Source organism: Roseburia sp. 1XD42-34 (assembly GCF_009917385.1).
GTDB lineage: Bacteria > Bacillota > Bacilli > Bacillales > Amphibacillaceae > Virgibacillus.
On sequence record NZ_QWLJ01000002.1, the window covers coordinates 109644 to 134818 of the forward strand.

Sequence of the window (25175 nt, forward strand, 5' to 3'; positions counted from 1 at the left end):
GCATAGCATCTATCAAATAAAGGAAGTGGAGTACATTTATTTTTTTGGTCATTTATGCAAACGTTTTACCGAAAAGGGAGAAATTAAGTTGCCGAAAAATGGAAAAGCACTATCTGTTTTTCTAGTTTTACTAATGACCTTTAGTCTTATTGCCCCACTCAGTAATGGCTAAGGAAGAAGATAGGCAACTACAAGGGCGGCCCGTCATCGACAAAGATGGAAATGTAACGTTTGAAGCAATTCACGAGAGAAGGAACAGCTATACTTGTTAGGTAGCTTTCATGACTGAAATGTTGAAAAAGCAATTGAAATGGAAAACAAGGATGGAACATTTGGATATGGGACGATGTTGCTGCCCCATCTGAAGGATGGCCTGACGGAGCAGTAAGCGCTGCTGGTATTAATGAGCATGGCGCTTATTACGATATTCAATTAGCAAAAGAGGCAGAGAAAATTGGTTTTTTATTTGTAAATTAGCGTAGCGGAGAGCAAACAGGAAATTATCATTTTTCGATGTTAGAGCATAAAGAAATTTTTGTTAAAGATGGTGATGAACAGGTGTATACGGACCCAACTGGGAAAGTAGAAACAGCCCTCCTTTCTGGGGCAGTCGTAGCCAAAGATACGATTCAATTGCGTTTTTCCAGTATAAAAGATTTAGATTTGAAGAAGTTATTAAGCGATATCGTAGTGCAGGATGAAAAGGGGAACAAAATAAACATAACGAATGACAAGAAAGTCGATCATAAAGTATTGGAGGTTAATGGTGAGTTTTCCGCCATTCATACAACACTTACTGTAACTTATGGTGATAAAACGCTCAAACTAACAGACAGTTGGAAATTAATAGATGAGCTATATGCTTATAATGAAGATTTAGGTGCAACATTACATGAGAATGGAACAGCGACGTTAAAAATATGGTCACCAAAAGCAGAAAATGTAACTGTGGTACTATATGACAAAGACAACCAATATAAAGTAGTTCGCGATGAAATACCAATGCAACTAGGGGAGCGGGGCGTGTGGGAAGTAAAGCTCAATAAAGAAAATACGGGCTTGGACAATCTTAAAGGCTATTATTATCATTATAAGATGACACATCATGGAAAGACAAAGCTAACCCTTGATCCATACGCAAAATCAATGGCAGCATGGGCAAATCCAGGAAATGGTGGGAAATATCCAATTGGAAAAGCAGCAATTGTCAATCCACCTGAGATTGGTCCAGCCTTAAATTTTGCGACTATTGATGGTTTCGAAAAGCGCGAAGATGCTATTATTTATGAAGTTCATGTGAGAGACTTTACTTCAGATCCCGCAATTGAAGATGAACTAAATGCTCGATTTGGTACATTTTCTTCCTTTATCGATAAACTGGATTATATTAAAGAATTAGGTGTCACGCATATTCAGCTGCTTCCTGTCATGAGTTATTACTTTGCTAATGAGTGGGATAATAAGAAGAGATTACTAGATTGGTCATCGACTGGGAATAATTATAATTGGGGGTATGACCCACATAGTTACTTTTCACTATCTGGGATGTATTCTGAAAATCCGGATGATCCTGAACTGCGAATTGCGGAATTTAAGCGGTTAATCCATGAAATTCATAAACGAGATATGGGTGTCGTTTTGGATGTTGTGTATAACCATACTGCTAAAGTTGAGATTTTTGAGGATTTGCTGCCAAATTACTATCATTTTATGGATAAGGATGGTACTCCTCGTGAAAGCTTTGGTGGCGGGCGTCTTGGTACAACTCATGCTATGTCACGAAAAGTGCTTGTCGATTCCATTTCATACTGGGTAGAAGAATTCAAAATTGACGGTTTTCGCTTTGATATGATGGGAGACCACGATGCCGAAAGTATTCAAGCGGCTTATGATAGGGCAAAGCAGTTAAATCCAAATATAATCATGATTGGAGAGGGATGGCGAACGTACGTTGGCGATGAAGGTGAAAAAGTGATGCCAGCGGATCAAGATTGGATGCAACATACGGATAGTGTTGCTGTTTTCTCCGATGAATTTAGAAATGAATTGAAATCGGGTTTTGGCAGTGAAGGTCAACCAAGATTCTTAACCGGTGGGGCTAGAAACATTCAGCAAATTTTTGATAATGTCACTGCAAATCCGCAGAATTTTGTCGCTGATGATCCGGGTGATGTCGTTTCCTATATTGCTGCACATGATAATTTGACGTTGCACGATGTTATTGCTCAATCGATTATGAAAGACCCTGAATACCATGAAGAAGAAATCCATAAACGGATAAGAATTGGCAATGCGATGGTTTTAACTGCACAAGGGAAAGCCTTTATCCATGCTGGTCAAGAGTTTGGGCGAACAAAACAGTTTAGAACGGAGACGTCAGAAGCTCCGTATAAATCAACCTATATGACAGATAAAGAGGGAAAACCATTTGTTTATCCATATTTCATTCATGATTCCTATGATTCTACAGATGCTATTAATAAGATTGATTGGAAGATGGCGACGGATAAAGGACGATACCCGACTCAAAATGCTACACGTGAATATACAGCAGGCTTAATCAAACTCCGACGCTCAACCGATGCGTTTACGTTAGGAACCATGGAAGAGATAAAAACCAACGTAAAACGCATCGAAGCCCCAGAGGTTCAAAAGGAAGATTTAGTAATTGGATACCAAGCATCGTCTTCTGATGGTTCGAAGGTGTATCAAGTATTTGTAAATGCAGATAGTAAAGAACGTAAATTTACGCTAAAGAATACGGATTTGGCCAAAGGAAAAGTAATTGTGGATGCGAATACAGCTGGGACAGAGGAAATTAAGCATCCGATTGGTGTTAAAATAGCAGCTAACCAGATTAAGTTAGCGCCGTTAACAACTGCTGTTGTAAAAATATACCATAAAAATGAGGGCACAGAGGAGACGGATAATACTCATACACCACAATGTCTAGGCAAGAAAAGAAGACAGATGAAGAACAGACGTCGGAAGTGGATAAAGATAAAAACAAAGAACAAGAGAATCAACATAAAAACAAAGGACAGGATTGAATTAAGATAAAGATAGAGAACGAGGAAACCAAGATGAAAACAAAGGGTTGAATCAAGATAAAAAACAAACGAGTGAAGGAAATAAAGTAACGAAAAAGCAAGGAGAAGAGCTTCCTAATACAGCAACTTCCTTCTACAATTGGCTCTTAACTGGCTTTATATTCGTTCTTATCGGTGTAGGGTTATATATTTATAAGCGGAAAAAACAGCACTAAGATTTTTGTTTTATATGGATTGGGCGGGAGATAGGTAGATATTTAGTAATATACTTTTGTCCTATTCCTCATCTCCTAAGTAGAAAAAATTACCATAGATAGAAGGTCTTGACGAGACAATCTGTTTTTGTCATAATAAAGTAAAGTTAAATATGGTACCTTTAATTCAGTCCTGTGAGGCTGACAAGGAAACGGATAAGTTGATGGAATTATTGTATGAGCGAATACAACCTATGTGGGTGTATAGCTAGCAATGAATCTATTTAACGAGAAAGGCTTCTTGTCACATTTGGCAGGAAGCTTTTTACTTCCTTTCTGTTTTGGTATGGTACCAACAACTAGGAGGAAAACAGAATGAAAAACATTGATAAAGAATTCTCACTGACAGCAGTACCTTCATCTTATCGCAACGGCTTTTGGAAAACACTCGTAGTTATGCTTGGGCTAACCTTTTTCTCAGCTAGCATGTGGTCTGGTGGAGAACTAGGACAAGGGCTATCTTTTATACAATTTATGGCGATTGTCCTTGCAGGTAATCTTATTTTAGGCGCATATACGGGTTTATTAGCATATATGGCTGCAAAAACAGGATTGTCTACGCATTTACTTGCTCGTTACGCATTTGGGGAGAAAGGTTCTTATCTTGCCTCATTTTTATTAGCTTTTACACAAATTGGCTGGTTCGGAGTTGGAACAGCAATGTTTGCAGTACCAGTACAAAAAGTTACCGGCATTGACATCTATGTCCTTATTGCTGTTGCTGGTATATTAATGACATTTACAGCCTTCTTTGGAATGAAAGCATTGGCTATAATTAGCTTTATTGCGGTACCATTAATCGCTCTTCTTGGAGGAACCTCTGTTATAAAAGCAACAGAAAGTTTAGGAGGGTGGCAAGGCCTATTGCAATATGAACCGACGGAAACGATGACTTTAGCAGTTGCTCTTACCATTTGCATTGGTTCTTTCATCAGTGCTGGGACATTAACTCCTGATTTCACAAGGTTTGCACGGAGAAAACGGTCGGCAGTAATTGCTACAGTAGTCGCCTTTTTCATCGGAAACTCACTCATGTTCTTGTTTGGTGCGGTAGGCTCTGTTGCAACTGGCCAAGCTGATATTTCTGAAGTAATGTTCATGCAGAATTTAATTCTCCCAGCGATTATCGTCTTAGGCTTAAACATATGGACAACCAATGATAATGCTTTGTATGCTTCAGGACTTGGACTTTCAAACATTACCAAAATACCAAAACATAAGATCGTCATTTTTAATGGAATAATTGGGACACTTGGAGCAATGTGGCTGTACGAGAATTTCATAGGATTTTTAACTATGCTTGGTTCTGCGTTACCCCCAATCGGCGCTATCTTGTTAGCTGATTTTTTCATCGTCCATCGTGGCAATTATCGTGCGTTCCATAAAATGACATTTAAAGCTGTTAATTGGATTGCTTTAATTGCTTGGGGCGCGGGAATTGCAGCAGCAACTTTATTACCAGGTATACCACCAATTAATGCGTTAATTAGTTCTGCAGCCATCCATGTTGCAGGTACCAAGCTTACTATGAGTGTAAAGGAAAAAGAAGTAATAATTCCTAAAACAGAAAAGGTGGGTCACTAATTGATTATAAAAAATGCTACATTACGTAATAAAACGGGATTATGGGATATTGTTCTTCAAGATAAGACCATAGTGTCTATTTCCCCAGCTGAAAACGGACTGCAAGAGGGGGACCTCCTTGATGTCGATGGTTCCCTAGTGCTGGCACCTTTTATTGAGCCGCATATTCATCTTGATACAACGTTAACAGCTGGAGAACCACAATGGAATGAAAGTGGCACATTATTTGAAGGGATTCAACGTTGGTCGGAGCGAAAACAATCGTTAACGTATGAAGATGTGAAGAAGAGAGCTGTGAAGGCTTTGAAATGGCAAATTGCTCAAGGTATCCAGCACGTTCGTACACATGTAGATGTAACCGATCCAAAGCTAACAGCGCTGCGGGCATTGCTGGAAGTGAAAGAAGAGATGGCGAAATATGTGGATTTGCAATTGGTTGCTTTCCCACAAGAAGGAGTTTTATCGTACCCAAATGGGCAGGAATTGCTGGAGGAAGCGCTAAAGCTAGGAGCAGATGTCGTAGGAGGGATCCCCCATTTTGAATTTACGAGAGAATACGGTGTGGATTCTTTACGAATTGTTTTTGATCTTGCCGAAAAATATGATCGATTGGTTGACATCCACTGTGATGAAATAGATGATGAACAGTCGCGATTTGTCGAAGTAGTGGCAAAAGAAGCGTATGAGCGAGGACTAGGATCTAAAGTGACTGCCAGTCATACTACAGCAATGGGATCTTACAATGATGCTTATACTTATAAATTGTTCCGTTTATTAGAAATATCCGAGATCAATTTTGTTTCCAATCCGCTTGTTAATATCCATTTACAAGGTCGCTTTGATACCTATCCAAAACGCCGTGGTCTAACTCGTGTGAAGGAATTATTGGAAGCGGGAATGAATGTGTGTTTTGGTCATGATGATATTTTTGATCCATGGTATCCTCTGGGCACAGGAAATATGCTCCAGGTACTTCATATGGGAATTCACGCCTCGCAACTATTAGGCTATGAACAAATTGTTCATTCTATTGATCTAATTACAACAAACAGTGCCAAAACGTTGAACCTTGAACAGGAATATGGGATAGAGGTTGGAAAGCCAGCTAATTTAATTGTTTTGGATGCGGAAAATGAATATGAAGCGATTCGCAAGCAAGCTGTCGTCACTCATTCTATTCGCAATGGAAATATGATTACTAAGACAACACCGAGTAAAACAAAGATAAATTTAGGCATAGAAGAGCATATCCATTTTACGAGATGAATGTTGAAGGTGAAAAATAAAAACCTGCTGGGCTCATCCAGCGGGTTTTCAAATGGAAAATAATTATAGGAAGTAAGCTTATCAAAGTTAGGGACGTTTTCCATAACTTGAGACAAAGTAAAAGAAAAGCAAAAAAGCTTTTTCCTCCCATGTTAAATTAAATCAATCTCTCTTGCTAGAGTTTTTTTAAGCTTTTAAAAAATCCCCATCTGTAATCAAAGGCTCTTTCCTGCTTTTTTAGAAGGACTCCAAGTCAGCATCGTTCTGTGGCATCAGAAATGCGTGCTGACTAGCTGTATGTAAATCGCGCCAAATACGGTTTATGGTTGAGGTTTCTTTCACTGCTTGCATCCCAATTAGCCTAAACAATTTGTCTGCTCCCTTTAATACAGTAGACACTGTATTTTTACAGCACGTAGAAAACGCTTCCTGTTGCCTTTCTGTGATCGTATTCTTATCAGTATGTTGTTTCCACAAGCTATCAAGCTGTTGATAAAACACGGCTTTTGCTTGATTCATTTTCTCCGCTTCTGTTTTTAAAACATAGGTAGAAAACGTGAGTCGATCTGTTTGCCAAACAGAGCTTTTTTCTTGAAATGTGGCTTTTGTTTCTTCCATATAGCGCTCTCCAATTCCTAGTACGATAGCAGTAAACGATGCCTGTGAAAAAGGAATGAACGGAAAGTCGTAAATAGGCTCTTCCAGTTGGTATTGCTTCTTGAAAATGGAAAACGTACGATAGGTTGGTGCAAATTGATCTGTAATACGAATCGTATGACTACTTGTCCCCTTCAATCCCATAGCATTCCAGTCCTCTATTACTTCTACTTGCTCTGGTTTGAAAATAAACGACAGGAGCTTCGTGTCATTCTCAGCATTTGTTTTCGCAGTAGCAGTAAATATAGTTGCATATTGGGAACCGCTGCAATAATGCCACTCTCCATTCACAATATATCCACCTTCTACTTCTTTTGCTATTCCAGCAGGAAATCCACTGCCAGCAATGACCGCATCTTTAGGAGTATAAAAAACTTTGGCTGCTTGTTCTGTGAAGTTCGGTGCAAACATGCCGCCACCAGAACCTATCGTCACTAACCAGCCAAACGTTCCATCAATATACGAGCAATGCTGAAATGTGCGAATGGCTTCGGATAATGGAAGCATTGCTCCACCTAATGTTTGTGGTAGGAATAACTTGAATAGCTGCTTGTCTATGATAAAAGTTAGCAGTTTTTCGCTAATTGCTTTCGTTTGTTCGCTGTTTTTTACTTCATTTCGTATCCAAGAAATTTCACTGTTGGTAAACATTATGGTCTTCCCATCCTTTTGTTTTACTACCAGTATAGCATGCCGAAATATATAAAGTTACGAAAGAATTTTAAAATGAGATCAAGTATTACCTTTTCGCTTAGTGAAACGTCACTGGCTGAAGCAATAGTTTAGAGTAACTTTTATGGGCTGGAATAAATATTTGAATTATTATATAGAATTGTAGTAATGATTTTTTCTCCATTAAGAAGTACAATTTTGGATGTATGCCTAATTTTCGCTAGTAAATGATAGGACACCATTTTTTTATATTAGTGAATGGATGATGAAGTATATTCATGTGAATTTATGCACAATAAGCGAATGAAGGTGAAAAAATCATGTTAAAATAAAAGGAGCGCGAAACAGGAGAAAAGGATGTATGGAACGCATTTTTGCTTACTTTATTTGTGGGATTAGCAACTGGTTAGGAGGTTTACTAGCTTTTGTTCAAAGATAAGAAAGTATAAAAATTGTTGCCTTGGGATACGGAATTAACGGAATAGCCACCTCCGGCTCCATTGCCCAGCAACTAGGCAACTTCACGAATCGCCCTACGATAAGTCATCATTGGCTCGTGTCTCACCATGATTCCTAAAACTTTAGTTGCTTCGTTCCAGTTGCTACGTTGCTAACCGGGCGCTCTGCGCTTTGTTCGTCCGGCTAGCTATCCAAATGAGTGCGGTTATGTTGTTGTTGCCCTAAATGTAGCTTTATTAATGGAGGGGCTTACACCGATTTCAGAAGCAGCGGAGCGTTTGTTAAACAGCGCTTTCCAGGAAAAGATTTATATATTGGTATGGATAGTGCGTTAGCGGTAGGGCACCCAATTGTGTTGTCAGCATCATTGTTGTTGGTACCTATTACTTTACTATTAGCTGCTACATTACCAGGAAATAAAGGATTGCCTTTTACAGACTTAGCCACTATTCCATTTCTGATTGCTTTAATGGTTCCAGTGTTCAGCGGGAATATAGTGCGCGCGATTATTGGTGGCTCCATTTATATGGGGATCGGTCTTTATATTGCAACTTGGTAGCTCCTTTAGTAACAAGTACAGCGATTCATGCAGGTTTTGATATAGGAAGTTATTCGAATATTTCAGCACTCGTAGAGGGAGCTGTTTGGACGACCTTTCCTTTTGTTTGGTTACCGAACGTACTGAATTGGCTCAGTATTGTATTTTTGGGAGCAATCATAGTTATTTTAATGATATATATGAATAAAGTAAGATCTAATTAAAATTTTGTAGAAATGATAATGATAAGGGGAGATGGTCATAATGGCAAAGAAAATACTAGTTATGTGTGGGACAGGTGTAGCAACTTCTACGATAGCGATAGAAAGGTTGAAGGCGTGGTTGGAAAAAGAAAATTCAGCAAATAAAGTGACACTTTTTCAATCTAGCGTAGCGAATGAAATAGGTCGGTTGGATACATATGATATGGTTGTTTCAACGACCATTGTCCCTGACGAAAAGAAAGACAAGGTGATTGACGGAGTACCACTGTTATCTGGAATTGGAACAGAAGAAACATATCAACGGATACGTGAGGAGAGATTTTGGACTAATGTTGAGGAAGATAGAACACCTTTTCACCATGTTATCATTAAAAAATTCATTCCCACTTCATCGTTTATATGTATGATAAAATGGGGATTTTTAGTATGGTAGATAATTATTTACTCTATTTCTTTAAAAAAATCTCTCCAGCAGGACCACCTGGAGTTTTGGTTAGCAGGATATATGAGAAGCAACTTAACTACAAAATATTATACATGTTTAGAAAACTTCATTTGTTAAACTCAAGCTTTGTGGTGTATAAAGAAATCCACAAAGCTTGATTATTTACTTACCTTATTCTGCTTTTCCCATCAACAGCATTGTGTATCTAGGTCGCATTCCTTGTGGTGCTTAACCATCAGTGGGAGAAGATGAAAACCCCCGCTGATTAAAGATTCATTTTATTCTCTGTTGCTTAGGAAACATATTTTCCGGATGGGAATTTTTGCAAAGGTTGTTTGACATAGTGTAAGGGCGCTGTATAACACTTTGTATCTTATTAATCAGTAAATGAAAGTGAACAATACGCTAAAAAAGCCAATATGTTATAAACCTAATTTTTTTAAGTCAGCAAAAATGGTGTCGATACTATCTGCTAGTACGCCGTTGTATTTTTTAATGACTTTCCCTTCTGGATTAATTAAAAAGAAACTGGTTCCATGCGTTACCTGGTCATTTCCTTCAGGTGGAGGAGCGACCATGCTTTTAAATGATTTGATGGAAAATTCTTTAATAGTTTCAAAATCATAGCCTGTTACAAACGTCCAGTTATCCAAGTTTGCTTGATATTCTTTGGCATATTCTTTTAATACTTCAGGAGTATCGTATTCTGGATCTACACTAAAAGAGACAAATTGAAGATCCATCTCTTCATCTGCCGTCTTTTGCTGTAATTTTGCCAAGTTGGATGTCATTGGCAAACATACCGATGTACAATTGGTAAAGATAAAATCGGCAATCCAATATTCGCCCTTTAAATCTTCTAAGGATAGTTCTTCCCTGTCTTGTGTCGTGAACGTAAAATCATTTACCTCTTCTGACATATTTGGATCGATTTTCTCTTCTGCACCACCACAAGCAGTAAGAAAAACAGCTAACGCGAGGAAAGCAACCCCCATATACTTTTTCATCATCAACTTCCTTCCCGTCGGTATTTATCCCAAATGTAACTGGCAGTCCGATCTCTACTTTCATCTAGGGAGGGAAACCCAAGGAGCTAAGTGAAGACGCAACTGCAAAGTTAATTGCCCCGCTGTTGTTCAAAGACTTTAGGACATAGCCTTGTGATATTTACCAGTAATAGGTGGTAAAAGATCGCCCACTGATTGAAGGTTACTTTATAACAAGATAACTGCATAGATCATTTTCCCTTCCTGCCTAAAAGCGATTTCAACAACTACTCACATTTTAAAACATAGTTTAACAAAAGTGTATCAAGTAAACCATTCGATCGCAATATGATTATGTGAAGGAAAAATGACAACTTGTAATTGTTTTTGAAAAGAAGAAAGGTTTATCTTTCATAACTTATAAAAAATTGACCAAAATGCTTGCTTTTAAAATTAGTCAAAAGACCTGCTAACAAAAGGGTTATTTGGATTGTGGTGCTGTAAACAAATGGCAAACATCCACTAAACTAGTAACAATTCGATATGCTCTGTTTTCCATCTCCTCATCAGGAACCACTAAATCGGGAACAACAATACACTTGATACCTGCTCTATATGCTGCTCTTAAGCCATTTGGGGAGTCTTCTAACACGATGGCTGTTTCTGGGCTTTCGCCAGCACGTTGACATGCTTCCAAGAAAATATCAGGATGCGGTTTTCCTCGTGCTACTTCATCACCGCTCATATAAAAATCAAATCGATCCTTTAAATTTGCCATAGTCAAGTAGCGATGAATCGTTTCCAGTGAACTAGAAGAAGCAACACACTTTTTAATCTTTCGTTCATCTAATATATCTAGTAATTCTGTGACCCCTTCCATTATTCGTAAGCCACCCGTTGTTAATATTTTTTCAGATTCATAGAGATAGTCATTTAAAACAAGGCTAAAGGAAAAATCTTCACCATATACATCTTTTAATATGGCTTCGTCTTCCTGCTTTCCAGCACCAATTATTTTTCGGTATATATCCAACGTTAACTCATAGCCGGCATTTTTTATCGCTTTTTTTAAGGCTTCGAAAGCAATTCGTTCTGTGTCGAACAGCAAACCGTCCATATCAAAAATCATTAATTTCACTTGATTCATAGAATGCCTCCTAAATTAAACTGATTTTCATTGTTGAATAATCGGTAAATAGATTATGAAAACCACTATCTATTATAGCAATGATCTTGATAATCAGCTATTCATTGTATAAGGAGAGCTGGTAATTATATCGAGATTGTTAAATAATGAAATGATAGTATAATAGGCATCATATATCGCTTGAAATATTTGAGTTTTTGAACAATTCGTGGGAGCAAGCACTAATGGGACGTAAAATAATAAGGAGGTATATGAAAATGAAAAAGATTGTTAAGGAAACTTATATTTTATCCATGTCACCAACAAATAAGCCTGTAGATACCATTGCTTCAGGGGAAACGGTGCTATTTGAAACGTTTGACTGTTTTAGTAACGAAATAAAGAGCGAGGAGGATTTATTTCATACGGTTGGGTGGGATAAAATTAATCCAGCAACAGGTCCTGTATTTGTAAAAGAGGCTAGCCCAGGAGATACAATAAAGATTGATATTCTGGATATTAAAATTGCTGATCAGGGAGTGATGGCAATAACACCTGAAATGGGGGCATTAGCAGGCTGTTTCGCACAAGAAAAGACTAAAATTATATCGATAAAAGAGGGCATGGCCGTTTTTAATGAGACGCTGCAATTACCGATTAATCCAATGATTGGTGTCATTGGTACAGCTCCGTTTGATGAAGATGTGCCGACTGGAACACCGAAAGACCATGGTGGAAATATGGACTGTAAGCGTATCAGGAAAGGCGCAACGCTTTATTTACCGGTAAATGTCAATGGAGCTCTTCTGGCCATGGGCGATGTTCATGCGGTGATGGGAGACGGTGAAGTAGTGATTTGCGGACTGGAAATCCCCGCTGAAATTACAGTTAAAGTCACTGTTATTAAAGGTCAGCCTTACCCACTTCCATTTTTAGCTGATGATGAACATGTGATGGCGATTGCTTCTTCAGAAACACTAGATGAAGCTTCCAAACAAGCAACTAAAAACATGCATACCTTCCTTGTAAATGAAATGGAGATGGAGGAGCATGAAGCAGCAATGTTTTTATCTCTAGGAGCAGATTTGAAAATATGTCAAATTGTTGATCCACTAATGACAGCGAGAATGGAACTCCCTATTTGGGTGCTTGAAAAATATAATTATAAGTTAGTGTAGGGAATGTTTGATAGATAAAGAATGATGAAACAGAGGGTTTTCAAGCAATACCTCTTCATGATGTACTTGTACTATTGGAAATAAGTAAGAATAAAGTGAATCTTCAAACAGGGGATTTCATTTATCCTTTGAAAAGCTCTTACGAAATAGGTGTAGGTGCTGTTATCTCCCGCTCAGGCTTGTTTGTTTGCAGTACAGATTATTCAGGCTCCTGAAATGGGAGTCTTACAGCACCTTATACGGAATAAATAATTCAAAGATCAGTAGAGAATCCCCCACTGACGTATCTTATGCTTGTTTTACTGTCAATAAGCTGATCGTATGTAACTGTCCAGTATGATGTGCTTCATGGAATACGGCAACTTTTGCGAGTCCGCCGATGGTATCTTGACCTAGGAAAGGCTTTTCTAATTTCGTTGCAAAATATGCAGGCTGTAGTTTCATAGCACGGTCTAATTGTTGCTGCAGATTTGCCCTTAATTCTTTCAGACTGGGTACTTCCTCTGGCCAATCAGCAGGTTTTGTTCCATTTCCAAATAGAGAAATATACGTTTCAGGTAAATGCTTAGATTGGTTTGGAAATCCAAATAAAAACTGTTCAGCCACAGTTAATATATGTCCGATATGCCAGCGCACTGTATTATTCAGCCCTTCTAGCTGCTTGTCGATAAGCGATTCATCGAGCTTATCCAGTTCAGTAAATAGCATGTTGCGATTAAACGCAAATTGTTCGATTAAATCTTTACTCATGTTCATCCCCCTAAATTTTTGAATTTGAGATTAGTATAACAAAGAAGATGATAGATGAATAGTTTTATACCTATACGTGTATAATCGGAATGTTAATCACTTTAATAACGAACGAGTATCTTGCTTACCTAGTGGCTTGCATACATGTAGTAGGTGCTGGATAACGGGAATTGAAACGAGATCGTAGCTTGAAGCGTGAATCATGATAAAATGGTCGCATTTTTCAAACTTAATCGTTTTTTCTGGACATATGCAACCAATTGATGTACCTTAGAGTGGAATCAAATAAAAAATATATGAAATCACTAGGGGTGCCATTTTAAATGGCTGAGATCAACGTACAACGTTGGGACTCTTTGAACCTGAACTGGCTAACAAACCAGCGGAGGAAAGTGGCAGGCGGACTATTTTGTATGTGGTACAAGATTAGTCTAACTGAATTCGTGCATATACATGTCACTTTTTCCTTCGTTGGAGAAAGTGGCATTTTTGTTTTTCGTCATTACGTTAATAGTCTATGAGGTGAGTTATGCAACTATATGCTGTAACGAACGGGAAGATGGAGGAAGCGAAATTAGTAGATACCATACAAGTGATTGCTCCGTTTGTAGATCGAATTATTTTAAGAGAGAAGCAGATGTCATCACAGGGGTATCTAGCTTTTGTTCAAAAGTTGATACAGGCTGGTGTTTCAAAAGAAGTGCTTTGTATTCATAATCATGTTTCTGTCCCAGCTTTAACAGAAGTAAATCAGTTACATTTACCAGAAAATAAGGCCTCGTTAATAGATGACATGAAAAAATTATCTCCCTCATTACAAGTGGGTGTGTCCGTTCATTCTTTGCAGGGTGCAAGACATGCGGAACGATGTGGAGCCGATTATGTCATATTTGGGCATGTTTTTGCAACAGATAGTAAACCAAGAATAAACCCTAGAGGGGTTGAACAAGTAAAACAATTAGCTCATGCCCTTACGATACCAGTAATTGCAATTGGAGGAATTAAAATCAACAAAATATGTGACTTATCAGGCGCGAATATTTCCGGAATCGCTGTTATGTCAGCAATCTTTAGTGCTCCTAGTCCTCAAACTGCGGCAATGAGATTACGAGAGGAGGTAAGGTGAATTGAAGCAACATTATGAAGTTGTCATTGTTGGTGGAGGAATTATTGGTCACGCTATTTCCTATTTCCTGAATAAACGTGGTTTATCTGCAATGGTCATCGAAAAGCAGAAGAGTGGCAGAAAAGCAACACGAGCTGCAGCTGGAATGCTCGGAGTACACACAGAAAATAGCACTTCCAATGAATTCTATCATTTTTGTCAAACAAGTAGAAATATGTATAAGGAATTAAGCCAGGAATTATATGAGCTTACTGCCATTGATATTCAATTAGCTCCCAAAGGGATGCTGGAAATTGCTTTTAGTGAAAACGAAAAACAAGTACTTGTTGCAAAACAGCAAGCCTTTCCTAATTTAGAGTGGTTGGAACCTCAGACATTAAAAGATAAGCTCCCGATGTTAGGCAAAAAAGCTACTGCGGGTCTGTATATGGAAAAAGATGGACATGTACAGCCAACCCGAATATGTGAAGCTTTTAAACAAGCTGCTGTAGCAAGTGGAGGGGAGGTTCATGAAGACTGTCATGTATGGACCCTATCTAAACCAACTGATTCTTTTGCTTTAGCAACAGATCAGGGAAAGATAACGACTGATAGAGTTGTAGTCGCAACAGGTGCTGAAAGTGGACGTTGGTTTACAGAGATGGGACTATCTAATCCAATTGTTCCTGTTAAGGGGGAATGCTTATCGGTTACATCAAACCATATCCAAATCCATGAAACTCTATTCTGTCAGGATTTTTATCTTGTACCAAAACAGGATGGTCGCTATATTGTTGGCGCTACTTCTGATCGTTATAATCACTCTTCGCATGTTTCGGCAGGGGGATTAGAAACGTTGCTAAACCGATTATTTTCAGTTATTCCAACGTTTCGTGAAGCAATGGTGGAATCCTTCTGGTCAGGAGTGCGGCCTGGAACGAAGGACGGGCTTCCCGTTATTGGCGAACACCCTTATCTTTCCGGTCTTTATTACGCTACGGGTCATTATCGAAATGGTATATTGTTAGCCCCTGTTACTGCCCAATTAATCAGCGATCTAATAATGAATCAGGAAACAGAATCTGTTATGAAAGCGATGATCTCACCAGAGCGGCTGATAGGGGGAGGAAGTAAATAGGGGGAAATTTTACCTTTAAACGTTTTTAAGAAGCTAAGTGCCTCATTTCAAAGTAGCGTTCGTAGTAGAATTCCATCTGTTAGTGTTACTGGACGATGTCACCGTTTCTTCACGAAATATGGTGTTTGCAGCGTACTCTGAATTTTGATGTACATCAATGGATAAGAAGGGAGGGTTTTTAATGGATATTCAAGTAAATGGAAAAATATTGAAATTTGACAATAAGGCAATGACAATTGCTGATTTGTTAGATGCCTATGACATACAAGAGAAGATAGCAGCTGTTGAACGGAATAAAGAGATTGTTAAAAAAACAGATTACGAACAAACAATATTAGCTGATGGAGACGCTATTGAAATTGTTCATTTTGTAGGGGGAGGTTAATCCAATGTTACAAATTGGTAAGCAAACATTTCAATCAAGATTATTGCTAGGTACAGGAAAGTATCCTAGCTTCCAAGTGCAAAGAGAAGCAGTAAGGGTATCGAAAGCAGAAATTTTAACATTTGCAGTCCGAAGAATGAATATTTTTGATGCGAATGAACCTAATTTATTAGAGGAACTCGATTTAAAAAAATATACGTTGCTTCCAAATACAGCGGGGGCTAAAACAGCAGAAGAAGCTGTTCGAATTGCTCGTTTAGCGAAAGCCTCTGAATTATGTGACATGATCAAGGTAGAGATTATTGGCTGTGATAAAACATTGCTGCCTGATCCATTTGAAACGATGAAGGCGTCTGTACAATTGCTTAGGGAAGGATTTACTGTATTAACTTACACATCTGATGATGTCGTGTTGGCTAAACGACTAGAAGAAGCTGGCGTACATGCGGTGATGCCTGGTGCTTCGCCAATTGGATCAGGGCAAGGAATAGTAAATGGGTTAAATTTACAGTTTATTATTGAGCAATCTAGTGTTCCTGTCATTGTAGACGCTGGTATTGGCTCACCAGGTGATGCTGCGTACGCTATGGAACTTGGTGCAGACGGAATTTTGTTAAATACTGCTGTATCGGGTGCAGATGATCCAGTGAAAATGGCTAAAGCGATGAAGCTAGCTGTTGAAGCCGGTCGATTAGGGTACGATGCGGGAAGGATACCGAAAAAAACATATGCAACAAATAGCAGTCCAGAAACGGCGATGATAGAATGATACGTGAGCGTTATTCACGGCAAACGCTGTTTGCACCTATTGGAAAAGACGGTCAGAAAAAATTAGCTGAGAAGCATGTTGTTATTGTCGGTGCAGGAGCATTAGGTAGTGCAAATAGTGAAATGTTAGCCCGAGCGGGGATTGGGAAAATCACCATTATTGACCGTGATTATGTTGAGTGGAGCAATTTAAGTAGGCAACAGCTTTTTACAGAGGAGGATGCTGAGCTTTCTCGAACGAAAGCAAAAGCCGCTGCCGAACGACTTCAAGCAATTAACTCTGCGATTACAGTTCTTGGAATTGTGGAGGAGTTTGGACCAGAAACTGCAGAACACCTTGTGGAACAGGCTGATTTTGTAGTGGATGGGACGGATAATTTTAATACACGGTTTATTATCAATGACGCGTGTGCAAAAGCAGGCATTCCTTGGGTATATGGAGGCTGTTTAACAAGTTACGGAATAGTCCTACCCATTGTCCCCGGGGAGACGCCTTGTTTACAATGTTTGATTGATCAGCTTCCTCAAGAGGGAAGAACATGTGATACCGTAGGAGTTATTGCGCCGGCAGTCCAGATAACGGCTGCTTATCAAACAGCAGAGTGCCTAAAGTATTTGACTGGATACGAATTGTCCCAGGAAATGCTCAACTTTGATGTTTGGCAACGAAATCATGTTTCTGTCAATATTAGCTCAATGATTGACCCTCATTGTCTATCGTGTTCATCAAAGGCAACTTATCCTTATTTAATGAAGCAACAAGGGATCCAGACAGCTGTATTATGTGGAAGAAATACGGTACAAGTCCGACCTGCTCAGACAGGCAATTTGTCCATCGCTTCCTTGGTAAAACAGTTAAAACCGTTCTCGGAATCAATGAAAGATAATGGAGAGTTGTTGATTTTTACAATTGAAAATACTCGTTTTGTTGTTTTCAAGGATGGACGCACGCTAATCCATGGCGTAAAAGATGTAAAACAAGCGAAGAAATTATACCAGCGTTATATTGGAGCTTAACAATAACATCCTGGAGTTTTTATTCCAGGATGTTATTCTCAGAAAAATGTCTAGTTGGTATTGGTTAGTTTTTCTAACTCTTTATCCCACATATAAGGTGGCGTAAGAATTCCACTTCAAGGGGTTGGATAATCTGTACTGCCACAAGTCTAAGTGGGAGATAATAGCACGTAAATGCCCGATTTCGTAAGCGTTTTTAGGTCGTATCATTACGGAGCGGGTAAATGTAAATTTCAACTGATGGAAAATTCACTTTATTTCTCCACTTAAATCATCTATTTGCATCTATTTTCTTCTCTCCAGGTTATCGATTTGCTTCTGTTGTTTAAAAAATGTGCGAAATAGATTAATAATGAACACAACAGCCAGAACAGTAGATCCTAACAAGAGGAGCTGGAATAATGTATCGCCTAAACGGAATTATCGATAAGTTTCACGTCCTAGTAGAATATACTAAATGAGAAAAATATGAAAATAATGTAGTATTGTTTAATAATAACAGCATAATAGTCATCAACTTATTTTTATGAAAAGGGAAAATGTGATAATTTTGCAAACATCAATAATTAGAAAAAGCAGGTTTTTAGTGGAGGGAGTCTGGGTGAATATGGTGATTGAGATGAACAATGTGTCATGGAAAAGACAAGGGCAAATCATTTTGGAGCAGATTAATTGGCACGTCTCAAAGGGAGAGCATTGGGCAATTTTAGGCTTAAATGGATCTGGTAAGACGACATTACTCCAAATGATCAATGGCTATATTTGGCCAACAATTGGGGAAATATCGGTTTTAGGACAGACTTTTGGAACGACAGATTTGCGCTTGCTGCGAAAGAACATTGGCTGGGTTAGTTCAGCATTGCAACAGAAGATAAGGGTAACTGATACAGCCGAAACGATTATTCTTAGTGGGAAACATGCTTCTATTGGTATATATGAAAAAATAGAAGCAAAGGATATGGATCGAGTATTCGCATTAATGGAGCAATTAGGGATTCGCTATTTACAAGGGAGAGCATATCAAACGTTGTCCCAAGGGGAAAAGCAGAAGCTTCTGATTGCCCGAGCATTAATGGCTAGACCGCAATTGCTTATTTTAGATGAACCAACCAATGGATTAGACTTTCTTGCTCGTGAGGAGTTATTACTTTTTATTCAACAATTAGCAGAACAGAAAGAAGCTCCAACTATTTTGTTCGTTACACACCATATTGAAGAAATATTGCCGATCTTTTCACATACACTACTTCTCCGACAAGGCACTGTATTTGTGCGAGGAAAAACAGAGGAAATCATGAGTTCGAAAACATTGTCACAGTTTTACCAGCTCCCAATAGAATGTGAAGTGAAAGATGGTAGAACGTGGGTAAGAAAAAAGCTAAAAGTCTAATAATGCCTTGGCAAATGAGGTGCTGACGACGACAGTTACGCAAAAAACGAGGATATAGCCTAAGCAAAGCAGAACAGAGGAACGGGGGCGCCCGTTTAGCAACGTAGCGAATGGAATGAATCTAAAGGAATCATACCACTAAAACTGGGGTATGCGGATGCCTGAACGGCAAGCCCGCTTTTAGTCGACCTTCTTTTTAGCGGCGAACCGATGCTGGTTTATCGTAGGGCGCACTTCTAAAGTCGCATCGTTGCTGGGCTCATACGCCAGACGTGGCTATTCGGTTATTTCGTTATCCCCCAAGCACTTCGGTTTATACTTTCTTATCTTATAAATCAAAAACTGCCTAAAAAATCGATAGACTTTCTAGGCAGTTCTTGATTAGACCAAGCCAAAGCCTCTTGCTACTTGGGCAATAATAAACGTGACAACAATAGCAATGGTAGTAGGTATAGCAAATGCAGCAAAGGTCCATTTTGCACTTTTGGTTTCTTTCCAAATGTTTAACATCGTTGTGCCGCATGGATAGTGCAATAAAGAGAACAGCATCATATTAAGTGCTGTTAACCACGTCCAGCCATGATCAAGGAATATTTGTTTTAAGTCATTTAAGTTATCCACTTCAATCATGGAACCTGTTGCGAGATATCCCATTAAAAGAATCGGCAGTACGATTTCATTTGCTGGGAAACCTAAAATAAATGCCATTAAAATAAATCCATCTAATCCGATCATCTGCGCAAAAGGATCTAAAAATCCGACAAAATGTTGAAGCACACTTTGTTCACCGACAAAAATATTAGCTAAAATCCACGTGATTACGGATGCCGGGGCAGCAATAATGACTGCTCTTTTTAATACAAACCACGATTTATCCAAGGTTGCTCTAACTATGGTGTTCCAGATTTTAGGTTTCCGGTACGGAGGGAGCTCTAAAGTGTAATGGGAAGGAACCCCTCGTAATAAGGTCTTCGACAATGCCCAAGAAACAAAAACGGTCATTATAATACCAAATAACACAATTCCTACAACCACAGATGCTGAAACAAATGTACTCATCCCACCTGAAAATCCTGCTGCCATAAACAGACCTGCAAGAAGAATTAATAGTGGCCAGCGCCCATTACATGGGACAAAGTTATTCGTTAAAATGGCAATCATACGCTCACGTGGGGATTCAATAATACGTGATGACATGACCGCCGCCGCATTACAGCCGAACCCCATCGCCATCGTTAAGGATTGCTTTCCATGGGCGCCTGATTTTTTAAATATGCGATCTAAATTAAACGCAACTCGTGGCAAATAACCAAAATTTTCCAGTAAGGCAAACATTGGAAAGAAAATGGCCATTGGCGGGAGCATAACACTGACCACCCAAGAGGTCCCTCGGTAAAATCCTTCTACCAAGATACCATACAACCAATGAGGTGCGTTCGCCCATTGGAAAACAGTCGTAATCCAATCCTCCACAATCGCAAATAATTTAGTTATGGCAATGCCTGGATAGTTTGCACCAACGATGGTTAAATAAATAACAACTCCTAATAACATAAGCATAATTGGAAAACCATAAAGCCGGGATGTCAAAATATTATCCAAATTTTCATCAAGCCAAGTTGTTTTTTTTCCTGAACGATGTACTGAATCCTTCGTAATGCTTTGCGTAGATTGATAGATGCTCGAAACAATATGATCTCTCAAATCATCTTCTTGAGCACTATATTTTTTAAATAAAGTATCAAGCTGTTGCATATGCTGATTTGCTTCATGCGCCATGGCAGCATCCTCCTTGTGCAGGTTGGTGCTTTTCCGCTACAAAATCAGGATTTTGAAGATATGATTTTAGCGAATCTAGCAATTTTATATCTCCGTCTAATATACGTAAAGCTACCCATCTTGCAGGTAAAGCATTACCAATAATTTGCTTGATTTGTGGTTCGAGTTGCTTAATCTTTTTTTCTACTGTTTGATTGTATTTTATCTTAAATGGCTGGGTTTCAATTTTACCTTCTGTCATTTGATCGATCGTTTTTAAGAGTTGGATAATTCCTATCTTTTCTCTTGCCGAAATTAATATAACAGGAATTCCTAACTGTTTTGATAATGGCTCTTTATCAATATGAATCCCTTTTTTTCTAGCCTCATCAATTAAATTAACGCATAAAATCGCTCGATCTGTCATTTCTAATACTTGTAAAGCGATATTTAAATTACGCTCAAGAGAAGTTGCATCAACTACAACTAAAGTAATATCAGGCTTTTCAAAAATAATGTAATCCCTTGCTACTTCTTCATCTGCAGAATTGGAGTAAAGAGAGTACGTACCAGGTAAATCAATGACAGTGTATACATGTTTTTCAGTTTTTAGTTCTCCTTCAGCACGTAATACCGTTTTTCCTGGCCAATTTCCTGTGTGCTGTTTTAAACCAGTAAGTAAATTAAACAGAGTGCTTTTTCCTGTATTTGGATTTCCTGCTAAAGCAATGGTATGTGCCATTTATACCACCTCTTTATAAACTTTTTTTCCATAAATCAAGGAGCTTTCTTCTTTTCGCAATGCAATTGTTGTATTAAAGACCTTAAAAGCTAGTGGATCCCCTAATGGGCTTTTTTGTACAACTTCAATCACTGTTCCTGGTACAAACCCTAAATCAAGTAATCTACGGCGCATTACATCTTGCAGTTCAACAGATGTAATCTCTATTCGATCACCTACTTGAAAGTGGTAAATGGGTTTATTTGCTGTCATTCTTTGCATCTCCTTTGGATTAAGCTCAAATAGTTAAAGTTGGGAAACGTTAGAATACTACATATTTAAGTTATGTAAAGTTTGGTTAAATGTTTACTTGTTTCCTTTCTAAATATATTATGATTATAACTCAAAAAGTTTCCTTTGTGCAACTAATAAAAATAAAATATTAATAAAAAGCTGGATGTGTCTGCTTTTAAATTTGTAATTTACCAGATGGTGGTATAATAAACCTAAATTATCCTTGGAAAGGAGGAAGCAAGTAATGCGTTGTCCTACATGTGGAAGAAAAAAAGAAAAAAGGACGAGTTATTGTCTTAATTGCGGCAGGACACTAAAGCGAGGAATTGCTATTAAGTTAGCTGTGATTATTCCATTTCTGGTTGTAGCGATTGGGGGAACTAATTTAATGATAGAAAGTAATGTTGCAAACAGCTAAAGCAAGCAAATAAAGGAATCCGCCAATGCTACGGTTCGTTACAAACCGGCGTTAACCAAGAAACAAATTGGATCAGTAGATAGTGAGAAAACGACCGAAGAAATAATACAAGCTGTTGAAAAAAACATATATGCTGTCTCCGCTTCTACAAAAGAAGGGTTCGCTTTCCTGTATGATGCTCGTGGTATATTACTAACTAATGCACATCTGGTAGAAGGGCAATTGGAAGTGCACATTTTAGCAAACGAGAAAGAATTTGCTGGTTCTGTTATTGGATATTCCAAAAAAGCTAACATAGCTGCAATTCTTGTTCCAGAGCTTGCTGAAAACCCCTCCATCCTATGGAGACGAGCAAATCTTTAGCTAAAGGTGATGAGGTGATTGCAATTGGCAGTAAGCAAGTATTAGAAAACGACACGACTAAGGCAACTATTGAGGAGGCTGACTGGCATTTTTTTCTTACGGTAATTATACATATGAACACACATATCAATTGTCAGAGCCATTTTTATTGGAATTTAGCGGAGGACCTTTAATTTCTGCAAAGACGGTAAACATTGTTGCTGTAAACTCCATTGCCCATGTGCAGGATATTGCTGTACAATTTAGTATTCCGATAAACAAGATAGCTAATATGGTAAATGATTGGATAGAAAAACCAATGAATGAAGCGGCTATTACCGCGCAGTTTTATGGACCTAACGGTGATTACTTCTTTGGTGAACTTTGGGGCACAGCAAGTGATGAAGAATCATCAGCGGCAGATACGATAGGGTCCGATACAGTGGAGTCAGAAAATCTCGCATCTAGCGGGGAGCAACCATGGAATGCACCTATTTATCCGCCGCCAACTAATCAAAATGGCGGAAGCGGTGGATATAATGGTTCGCAAAATGAGCCAAATTCGAATGATGGATCTGGGAAGGGCGGCGCCTCTAGTTCTGGCGATACCTCAAATAGCGGAGCGGGTAATAATTCAGAAGAACAAGGAGATGACGATGATACATCACCTGAACTTCCAACAACTCCCGATCCACCAGATAAGCCAGAGAAACCAAAAGAGGACAAAGAGCCACAAGTAGACGAGGAACCAGTAGATAATGATGGATTCAATTAAGAAATAGTAACTTCAGATTATGCCCCCCGCCATACAGGAAAGAACAGAAACTTCCGGTACGTTACCACCGAAAGCATAACTAAACTATTCATTCAAAAGGTGAATGCTGGAAATAGGCTGGAAATAAGCTAGACTAAAGCGAAAGGAAAAGAATCGGTAAGTCCCTCCATTGCATTAGCGATGGAGCTACCCAGCCGCTAGCGGAAAGTAAAGTACTCTTGAAGGCGAGGTGCTGGTCATACCAGCCACCAATTCTAGATAGTTCTGATTTCACTTTGATAAAGTCTTTTGCACCAGCCATTTCCATTATTTAACCTGGTTTTGTCTCCAATCTACAAAGCTATAAAATCAACTAGCTAAAGAAATGGAAATATATTTCAAAGCTGTTTCTCCTTGAACAGTCATATTATAGAGCCGCGATTTTACACTTAACTTTTACAAGGAAGACCAATTTTAGTTAATACGCTTACTTCGCCTTTCCCACTCCATTCGCTCTACTTCATATAAAACTCAAGTAGAACGAAAATTTAGTAGGTAGAAACGAGCTTTTGTTTTGGATAACTCCATTCAACTATATGTTTTCACTTGCAATCTTTTATATTCGGGGACAATAGTTTCCGAAAATCTGGTCGAGTCATAATATCGTTCCAATGGATTATAACTATTCTTTTATTAATGTCAACGAAAGTCCAAGATAAATTGGAATTACAGTTTGTGTTTTCTTAGAAAAATGCCCTATAGAAATGTAAAGGAAATAGTAAAAATAAAAGGGTGAGTATGTATTACATTTATTGGAATTTTAACACTGCAAATAAAGCTGCCTATGTTATGATTAAAGTACGAAAATATGTAAAAGCCATTCTAAACTTGGAGGCTATTCCAGCATGAAAAAATTAAAAACTGTCTACGCGAAATCACTTTACATGTTTCCTTATCTATTACAGGTTGTTTTGAATGTGTCACTAATCATCCTCGCTATTATTCTAGCGGTATTACTCGTTAAAGAACTTATTTTATTTGGAACGATATTGCTGGAAGGAAATACAAATGATTATCAATTATTTTTGGCAAATATACTATTATTTTTCTTGTATTTTGAATTTGTTGCTATGATTGTAAAATACTTTAAAGAAAATTATCATTTCCCATTGCGCTATTTTTTGTATATTGGCATAACGGCAATGATTCGTTTGATCATTGTTGAACATGATAATGCAATGGATACGTTGTTTTATTCGCTAGTTATTTTAATTCTAATTATCGGCTATTTTATCATGAATTTAACACCTCGAGAACGACCTGAAAGCAAATGGTTTTTCCAAAAAAAATCATGATCTTTCAAGTATTATAGTATGGATAAAGCAGCGCGTCTTGGACAAATAGGCGGGATAAAAGAAGACTGGCAAACATAATCTGCCAGTCCCTATTAGTTGTTGTTCTTATCGTGATTTTTTAAAGCTAATTTGGTTGCATAATATACAACAACACCTATGACAAGTAGGTTAATGATCCAGCCTAGAAATCCAAATCCTGCAAAATGAAGACCGTAGCCATTCATCATGCCTATTCACCTCTTAACTATTCATTATTTCGGTCAAATTCATTTCCTCTATGGGGACCTTTTTCAAAGTTTCCGTTGCCGTGGCAAAAATTATACATTGCTTCATAGTCTTCATCAGAGAAGTTTGGATGCATTTCTTCCATAAATGGTTTCATATCATTATAAAATCCTTTATTATTATCATTGCTATCGGCAAATGTGTATGTTGCTGCGCCACCTAATATAACTGCCCCTGTTATCGCACCAATAACTAATTTTTTCATTATGTCCAGCTCCTTTCTTTGATTATCTCTATCATAACGAATGTATTTGTG

Annotated in this window: 26 protein-coding genes, 1 pseudogene and 1 riboswitch; of the genes and pseudogenes, 18 read left to right on the plus strand and 9 right to left on the minus strand. The window is 38.3% G+C overall.

Going from position 1 to position 25175, the window contains the following annotated elements; translation table 11 throughout:
• Positions 1-330 precede the first annotated feature (330 nt).
• The 5 genes and pseudogenes from D1839_RS21250 to codA all read left to right on the plus strand — a co-directional run bounded on the left by D1839_RS21250 (position 331) and on the right by codA (position 6154).
• Positions 331-477, plus strand: a complete 147-nt coding sequence (locus tag D1839_RS21250; RefSeq protein ID WP_199689901.1) for a pullulanase-associated domain-containing protein — start codon at positions 331-333, stop codon at positions 475-477.
• Positions 478-501: 24 nt separating this feature from the next.
• A pseudogene (locus tag D1839_RS01600) lies at positions 502-3060 on the plus strand (pullulanase); the annotation flags it as partial.
• Between the two features lie 37 nt (positions 3061-3097).
• Positions 3098-3265 carry an LPXTG cell wall anchor domain-containing protein gene (locus D1839_RS01605; RefSeq protein WP_120378148.1) on the plus strand — a complete coding sequence of 56 codons (168 nt, stop codon included), beginning with the start codon at positions 3098-3100 and terminating at the stop codon, positions 3263-3265.
• Positions 3266-3619: 354 nt separating this feature from the next.
• Positions 3620-4888 carry a cytosine permease gene (codB, locus tag D1839_RS01610; protein WP_120378149.1) on the plus strand — a complete coding sequence of 423 codons (1269 nt, stop codon included), beginning with the start codon at positions 3620-3622 and terminating at the stop codon, positions 4886-4888.
• A complete protein-coding gene (gene codA, locus D1839_RS01615) occupies positions 4889-6154 on the plus strand; it encodes a cytosine deaminase (protein ID WP_120378150.1) in 1266 nt (421 codons plus the stop codon).
• 237 nt (positions 6155-6391) lie between these two features.
• On the opposite strand, the gene D1839_RS01620 is transcribed toward codA, so the two are convergent.
• Complete coding sequence (locus tag D1839_RS01620; RefSeq protein WP_120378151.1) at positions 6392-7462, minus strand: acyl-CoA dehydrogenase; 1071 nt, start codon at positions 7460-7462, stop codon at positions 6392-6394.
• Between the two features lie 679 nt (positions 7463-8141).
• On the opposite strand from D1839_RS01620, the gene D1839_RS20270 reads away from it, so the two are divergent.
• Together D1839_RS20270 and D1839_RS01630 are read left to right on the plus strand one after the other, a co-directional pair.
• Positions 8142-8501, plus strand: a complete 360-nt coding sequence (locus D1839_RS20270; protein WP_199689893.1) for a PTS transporter subunit IIC — start codon at positions 8142-8144, stop codon at positions 8499-8501.
• A 243-nt stretch (positions 8502-8744) separates the two neighbouring features.
• A complete protein-coding gene (locus tag D1839_RS01630; protein ID WP_120378152.1) occupies positions 8745-9137 on the plus strand; it encodes a PTS sugar transporter subunit IIB in 393 nt (130 codons plus the stop codon).
• Between the two features lie 434 nt (positions 9138-9571).
• Here D1839_RS01630 and D1839_RS01635 read toward each other — a convergent pair whose 3' ends face one another.
• Both D1839_RS01635 and D1839_RS01640 read right to left on the minus strand, forming a co-directional pair.
• Positions 9572-10156 (minus strand): SCO family protein, encoded by a 585-nt coding sequence (locus D1839_RS01635; RefSeq protein WP_120378153.1) that lies wholly within the window; start codon positions 10154-10156, stop codon positions 9572-9574.
• Positions 10157-10616: 460 nt separating this feature from the next.
• On the minus strand, positions 10617-11282 hold the full coding sequence (locus D1839_RS01640) for an HAD family hydrolase (protein WP_120378154.1): 666 nt from the start codon (positions 11280-11282) through the stop codon (positions 10617-10619).
• A gap of 257 nt (positions 11283-11539) precedes the next feature.
• Here D1839_RS01640 and D1839_RS01645 point away from each other — a divergent pair, with 257 nt between their 5' ends.
• A complete protein-coding gene (locus D1839_RS01645) occupies positions 11540-12439 on the plus strand; it encodes an acetamidase/formamidase family protein (protein WP_120378155.1) in 900 nt (299 codons plus the stop codon).
• Positions 12440-12727: 288 nt separating this feature from the next.
• Here the strand turns inward: D1839_RS01645 and D1839_RS01650 are convergent, their stop codons facing one another.
• Entirely contained in the window at positions 12728-13189 is a 462-nt protein-coding gene (locus D1839_RS01650; protein ID WP_120378156.1) for a DinB family protein, read from the minus strand.
• A gap of 297 nt (positions 13190-13486) precedes the next feature.
• Positions 13487-13597: riboswitch (TPP riboswitch) on the plus strand.
• Positions 13598-13718: 121 nt separating this feature from the next.
• Between D1839_RS01650 and D1839_RS01655 the strand changes: the two genes are divergently transcribed.
• The 6 genes from D1839_RS01655 to D1839_RS01680 all read left to right on the plus strand — a co-directional run bounded on the left by D1839_RS01655 (position 13719) and on the right by D1839_RS01680 (position 18992).
• On the plus strand, positions 13719-14315 hold the full coding sequence (locus D1839_RS01655) for a thiamine phosphate synthase (RefSeq protein WP_120378157.1): 597 nt from the start codon (positions 13719-13721) through the stop codon (positions 14313-14315).
• Position 14316: 1 nt separating this feature from the next.
• Complete coding sequence (gene thiO / locus D1839_RS01660) at positions 14317-15432, plus strand: glycine oxidase ThiO (RefSeq protein WP_120378158.1); 1116 nt, start codon at positions 14317-14319, stop codon at positions 15430-15432.
• A gap of 181 nt (positions 15433-15613) precedes the next feature.
• Entirely contained in the window at positions 15614-15817 is a 204-nt protein-coding gene (gene thiS, locus D1839_RS01665; protein ID WP_120378159.1) for a sulfur carrier protein ThiS, read from the plus strand.
• 4 nt (positions 15818-15821) lie between these two features.
• A complete protein-coding gene (locus D1839_RS01670; RefSeq protein WP_120378160.1) occupies positions 15822-16586 on the plus strand; it encodes a thiazole synthase in 765 nt (254 codons plus the stop codon).
• Positions 16583-17602 carry a ThiF family adenylyltransferase gene (locus tag D1839_RS01675; protein WP_199689894.1) on the plus strand — a complete coding sequence of 340 codons (1020 nt, stop codon included), beginning with the start codon at positions 16583-16585 and terminating at the stop codon, positions 17600-17602. The genes D1839_RS01670 and D1839_RS01675 overlap by 4 nt, the downstream gene beginning before the upstream one ends.
• Before the next feature lie 607 nt (positions 17603-18209).
• Entirely contained in the window at positions 18210-18992 is a 783-nt protein-coding gene (locus tag D1839_RS01680) for an ABC transporter ATP-binding protein (protein WP_286164698.1), read from the plus strand.
• Positions 18993-19373: 381 nt separating this feature from the next.
• On the opposite strand, the gene D1839_RS01685 is transcribed toward D1839_RS01680, so the two are convergent.
• The 3 genes from D1839_RS01685 to D1839_RS01695 are packed head-to-tail and all read right to left on the minus strand — an operon-like array spanning position 19374 to position 21744.
• Positions 19374-20771, minus strand: coding sequence for a nucleoside recognition domain-containing protein (locus D1839_RS01685; RefSeq protein ID WP_120378162.1), 1398 nt, complete (start codon positions 20769-20771; stop codon positions 19374-19376).
• A complete protein-coding gene (locus D1839_RS01690; RefSeq protein ID WP_120378163.1) occupies positions 20761-21492 on the minus strand; it encodes a FeoB small GTPase domain-containing protein in 732 nt (243 codons plus the stop codon). Before D1839_RS01690 ends, D1839_RS01685 begins: the two co-directional genes overlap by 11 nt.
• Positions 21493-21744, minus strand: coding sequence for a FeoA family protein (locus tag D1839_RS01695; protein ID WP_120378164.1), 252 nt, complete (start codon positions 21742-21744; stop codon positions 21493-21495). It lies immediately after the preceding gene.
• Positions 21745-22009: 265 nt separating this feature from the next.
• Between D1839_RS01695 and D1839_RS01700 the strand changes: the two genes are divergently transcribed.
• From D1839_RS01700 to psiE, 4 genes are all read left to right on the plus strand, one after another.
• On the plus strand, positions 22010-22183 hold the full coding sequence (locus tag D1839_RS01700; protein WP_158589585.1) for a hypothetical protein: 174 nt from the start codon (positions 22010-22012) through the stop codon (positions 22181-22183).
• A 228-nt stretch (positions 22184-22411) separates the two neighbouring features.
• Positions 22412-22546, plus strand: a complete 135-nt coding sequence (locus D1839_RS20675) for a hypothetical protein (protein WP_286164690.1) — start codon at positions 22412-22414, stop codon at positions 22544-22546.
• A 130-nt stretch (positions 22547-22676) separates the two neighbouring features.
• A complete protein-coding gene (locus tag D1839_RS01705; protein ID WP_166554430.1) occupies positions 22677-23300 on the plus strand; it encodes a hypothetical protein in 624 nt (207 codons plus the stop codon).
• Positions 23301-24184: 884 nt separating this feature from the next.
• Positions 24185-24634 carry a phosphate-starvation-inducible protein PsiE gene (psiE, locus tag D1839_RS01710; RefSeq protein WP_120378166.1) on the plus strand — a complete coding sequence of 150 codons (450 nt, stop codon included), beginning with the start codon at positions 24185-24187 and terminating at the stop codon, positions 24632-24634.
• 92 nt (positions 24635-24726) lie between these two features.
• On the opposite strand, the gene D1839_RS20680 is transcribed toward psiE, so the two are convergent.
• Positions 24727-24861 (minus strand): hypothetical protein, encoded by a 135-nt coding sequence (locus D1839_RS20680; protein ID WP_286164691.1) that lies wholly within the window; start codon positions 24859-24861, stop codon positions 24727-24729.
• Between the two features lie 17 nt (positions 24862-24878).
• Positions 24879-25124, minus strand: coding sequence for a hypothetical protein (locus D1839_RS01715; RefSeq protein ID WP_120378167.1), 246 nt, complete (start codon positions 25122-25124; stop codon positions 24879-24881).
• Between the last annotated feature and the right edge of the window lie 51 nt (positions 25125-25175).

Excerpts from the sequence above, each read along its gene's own strand:
- D1839_RS20680 (WP_286164691.1), bottom strand. The coding sequence starts at position 24,861 with ATGATGAATGGCTACGGTCTTCATTTTGCAGGATTTGGATTTCTAGGC.
- D1839_RS01685 (WP_120378162.1), bottom strand. The coding sequence starts at position 20,771 with ATGGCGCATGAAGCAAATCAGCATATGCAACAGCTTGATACTTTATTT.
- D1839_RS01645 (WP_120378155.1), top strand. The coding sequence starts at position 11,540 with ATGAAAAAGATTGTTAAGGAAACTTATATTTTATCCATGTCACCAACA.
- psiE (WP_120378166.1), top strand. The coding sequence starts at position 24,185 with ATGAAAAAATTAAAAACTGTCTACGCGAAATCACTTTACATGTTTCCT.
- D1839_RS01630 (WP_120378152.1), top strand. The coding sequence starts at position 8,745 with ATGGCAAAGAAAATACTAGTTATGTGTGGGACAGGTGTAGCAACTTCT.
- D1839_RS01690 (WP_120378163.1), bottom strand. The coding sequence starts at position 21,492 with ATGGCACATACCATTGCTTTAGCAGGAAATCCAAATACAGGAAAAAGC.
- D1839_RS01640 (WP_120378154.1), bottom strand. The coding sequence starts at position 11,282 with ATGAATCAAGTGAAATTAATGATTTTTGATATGGACGGTTTGCTGTTC.
- D1839_RS01620 (WP_120378151.1), bottom strand. The coding sequence starts at position 7,462 with ATGTTTACCAACAGTGAAATTTCTTGGATACGAAATGAAGTAAAAAAC.
- D1839_RS01675 (WP_199689894.1), top strand. The coding sequence starts at position 16,583 with ATGATACGTGAGCGTTATTCACGGCAAACGCTGTTTGCACCTATTGGA.
- D1839_RS01650 (WP_120378156.1), bottom strand. The coding sequence starts at position 13,189 with ATGAGTAAAGATTTAATCGAACAATTTGCGTTTAATCGCAACATGCTA.
- D1839_RS01635 (WP_120378153.1), bottom strand. The coding sequence starts at position 10,156 with ATGAAAAAGTATATGGGGGTTGCTTTCCTCGCGTTAGCTGTTTTTCTT.
- thiS (WP_120378159.1), top strand. The coding sequence starts at position 15,614 with ATGGATATTCAAGTAAATGGAAAAATATTGAAATTTGACAATAAGGCA.
- D1839_RS01695 (WP_120378164.1), bottom strand. The coding sequence starts at position 21,744 with ATGACAGCAAATAAACCCATTTACCACTTTCAAGTAGGTGATCGAATA.
- D1839_RS01655 (WP_120378157.1), top strand. The coding sequence starts at position 13,719 with ATGCAACTATATGCTGTAACGAACGGGAAGATGGAGGAAGCGAAATTA.
- D1839_RS01670 (WP_120378160.1), top strand. The coding sequence starts at position 15,822 with ATGTTACAAATTGGTAAGCAAACATTTCAATCAAGATTATTGCTAGGT.
- D1839_RS01700 (WP_158589585.1), top strand. The coding sequence starts at position 22,010 with ATGCGTTGTCCTACATGTGGAAGAAAAAAAGAAAAAAGGACGAGTTAT.
- D1839_RS01715 (WP_120378167.1), bottom strand. The coding sequence starts at position 25,124 with ATGAAAAAATTAGTTATTGGTGCGATAACAGGGGCAGTTATATTAGGT.
- codB (WP_120378149.1), top strand. The coding sequence starts at position 3,620 with ATGAAAAACATTGATAAAGAATTCTCACTGACAGCAGTACCTTCATCT.
- D1839_RS01680 (WP_286164698.1), top strand. The coding sequence starts at position 18,210 with ATGGTGATTGAGATGAACAATGTGTCATGGAAAAGACAAGGGCAAATC.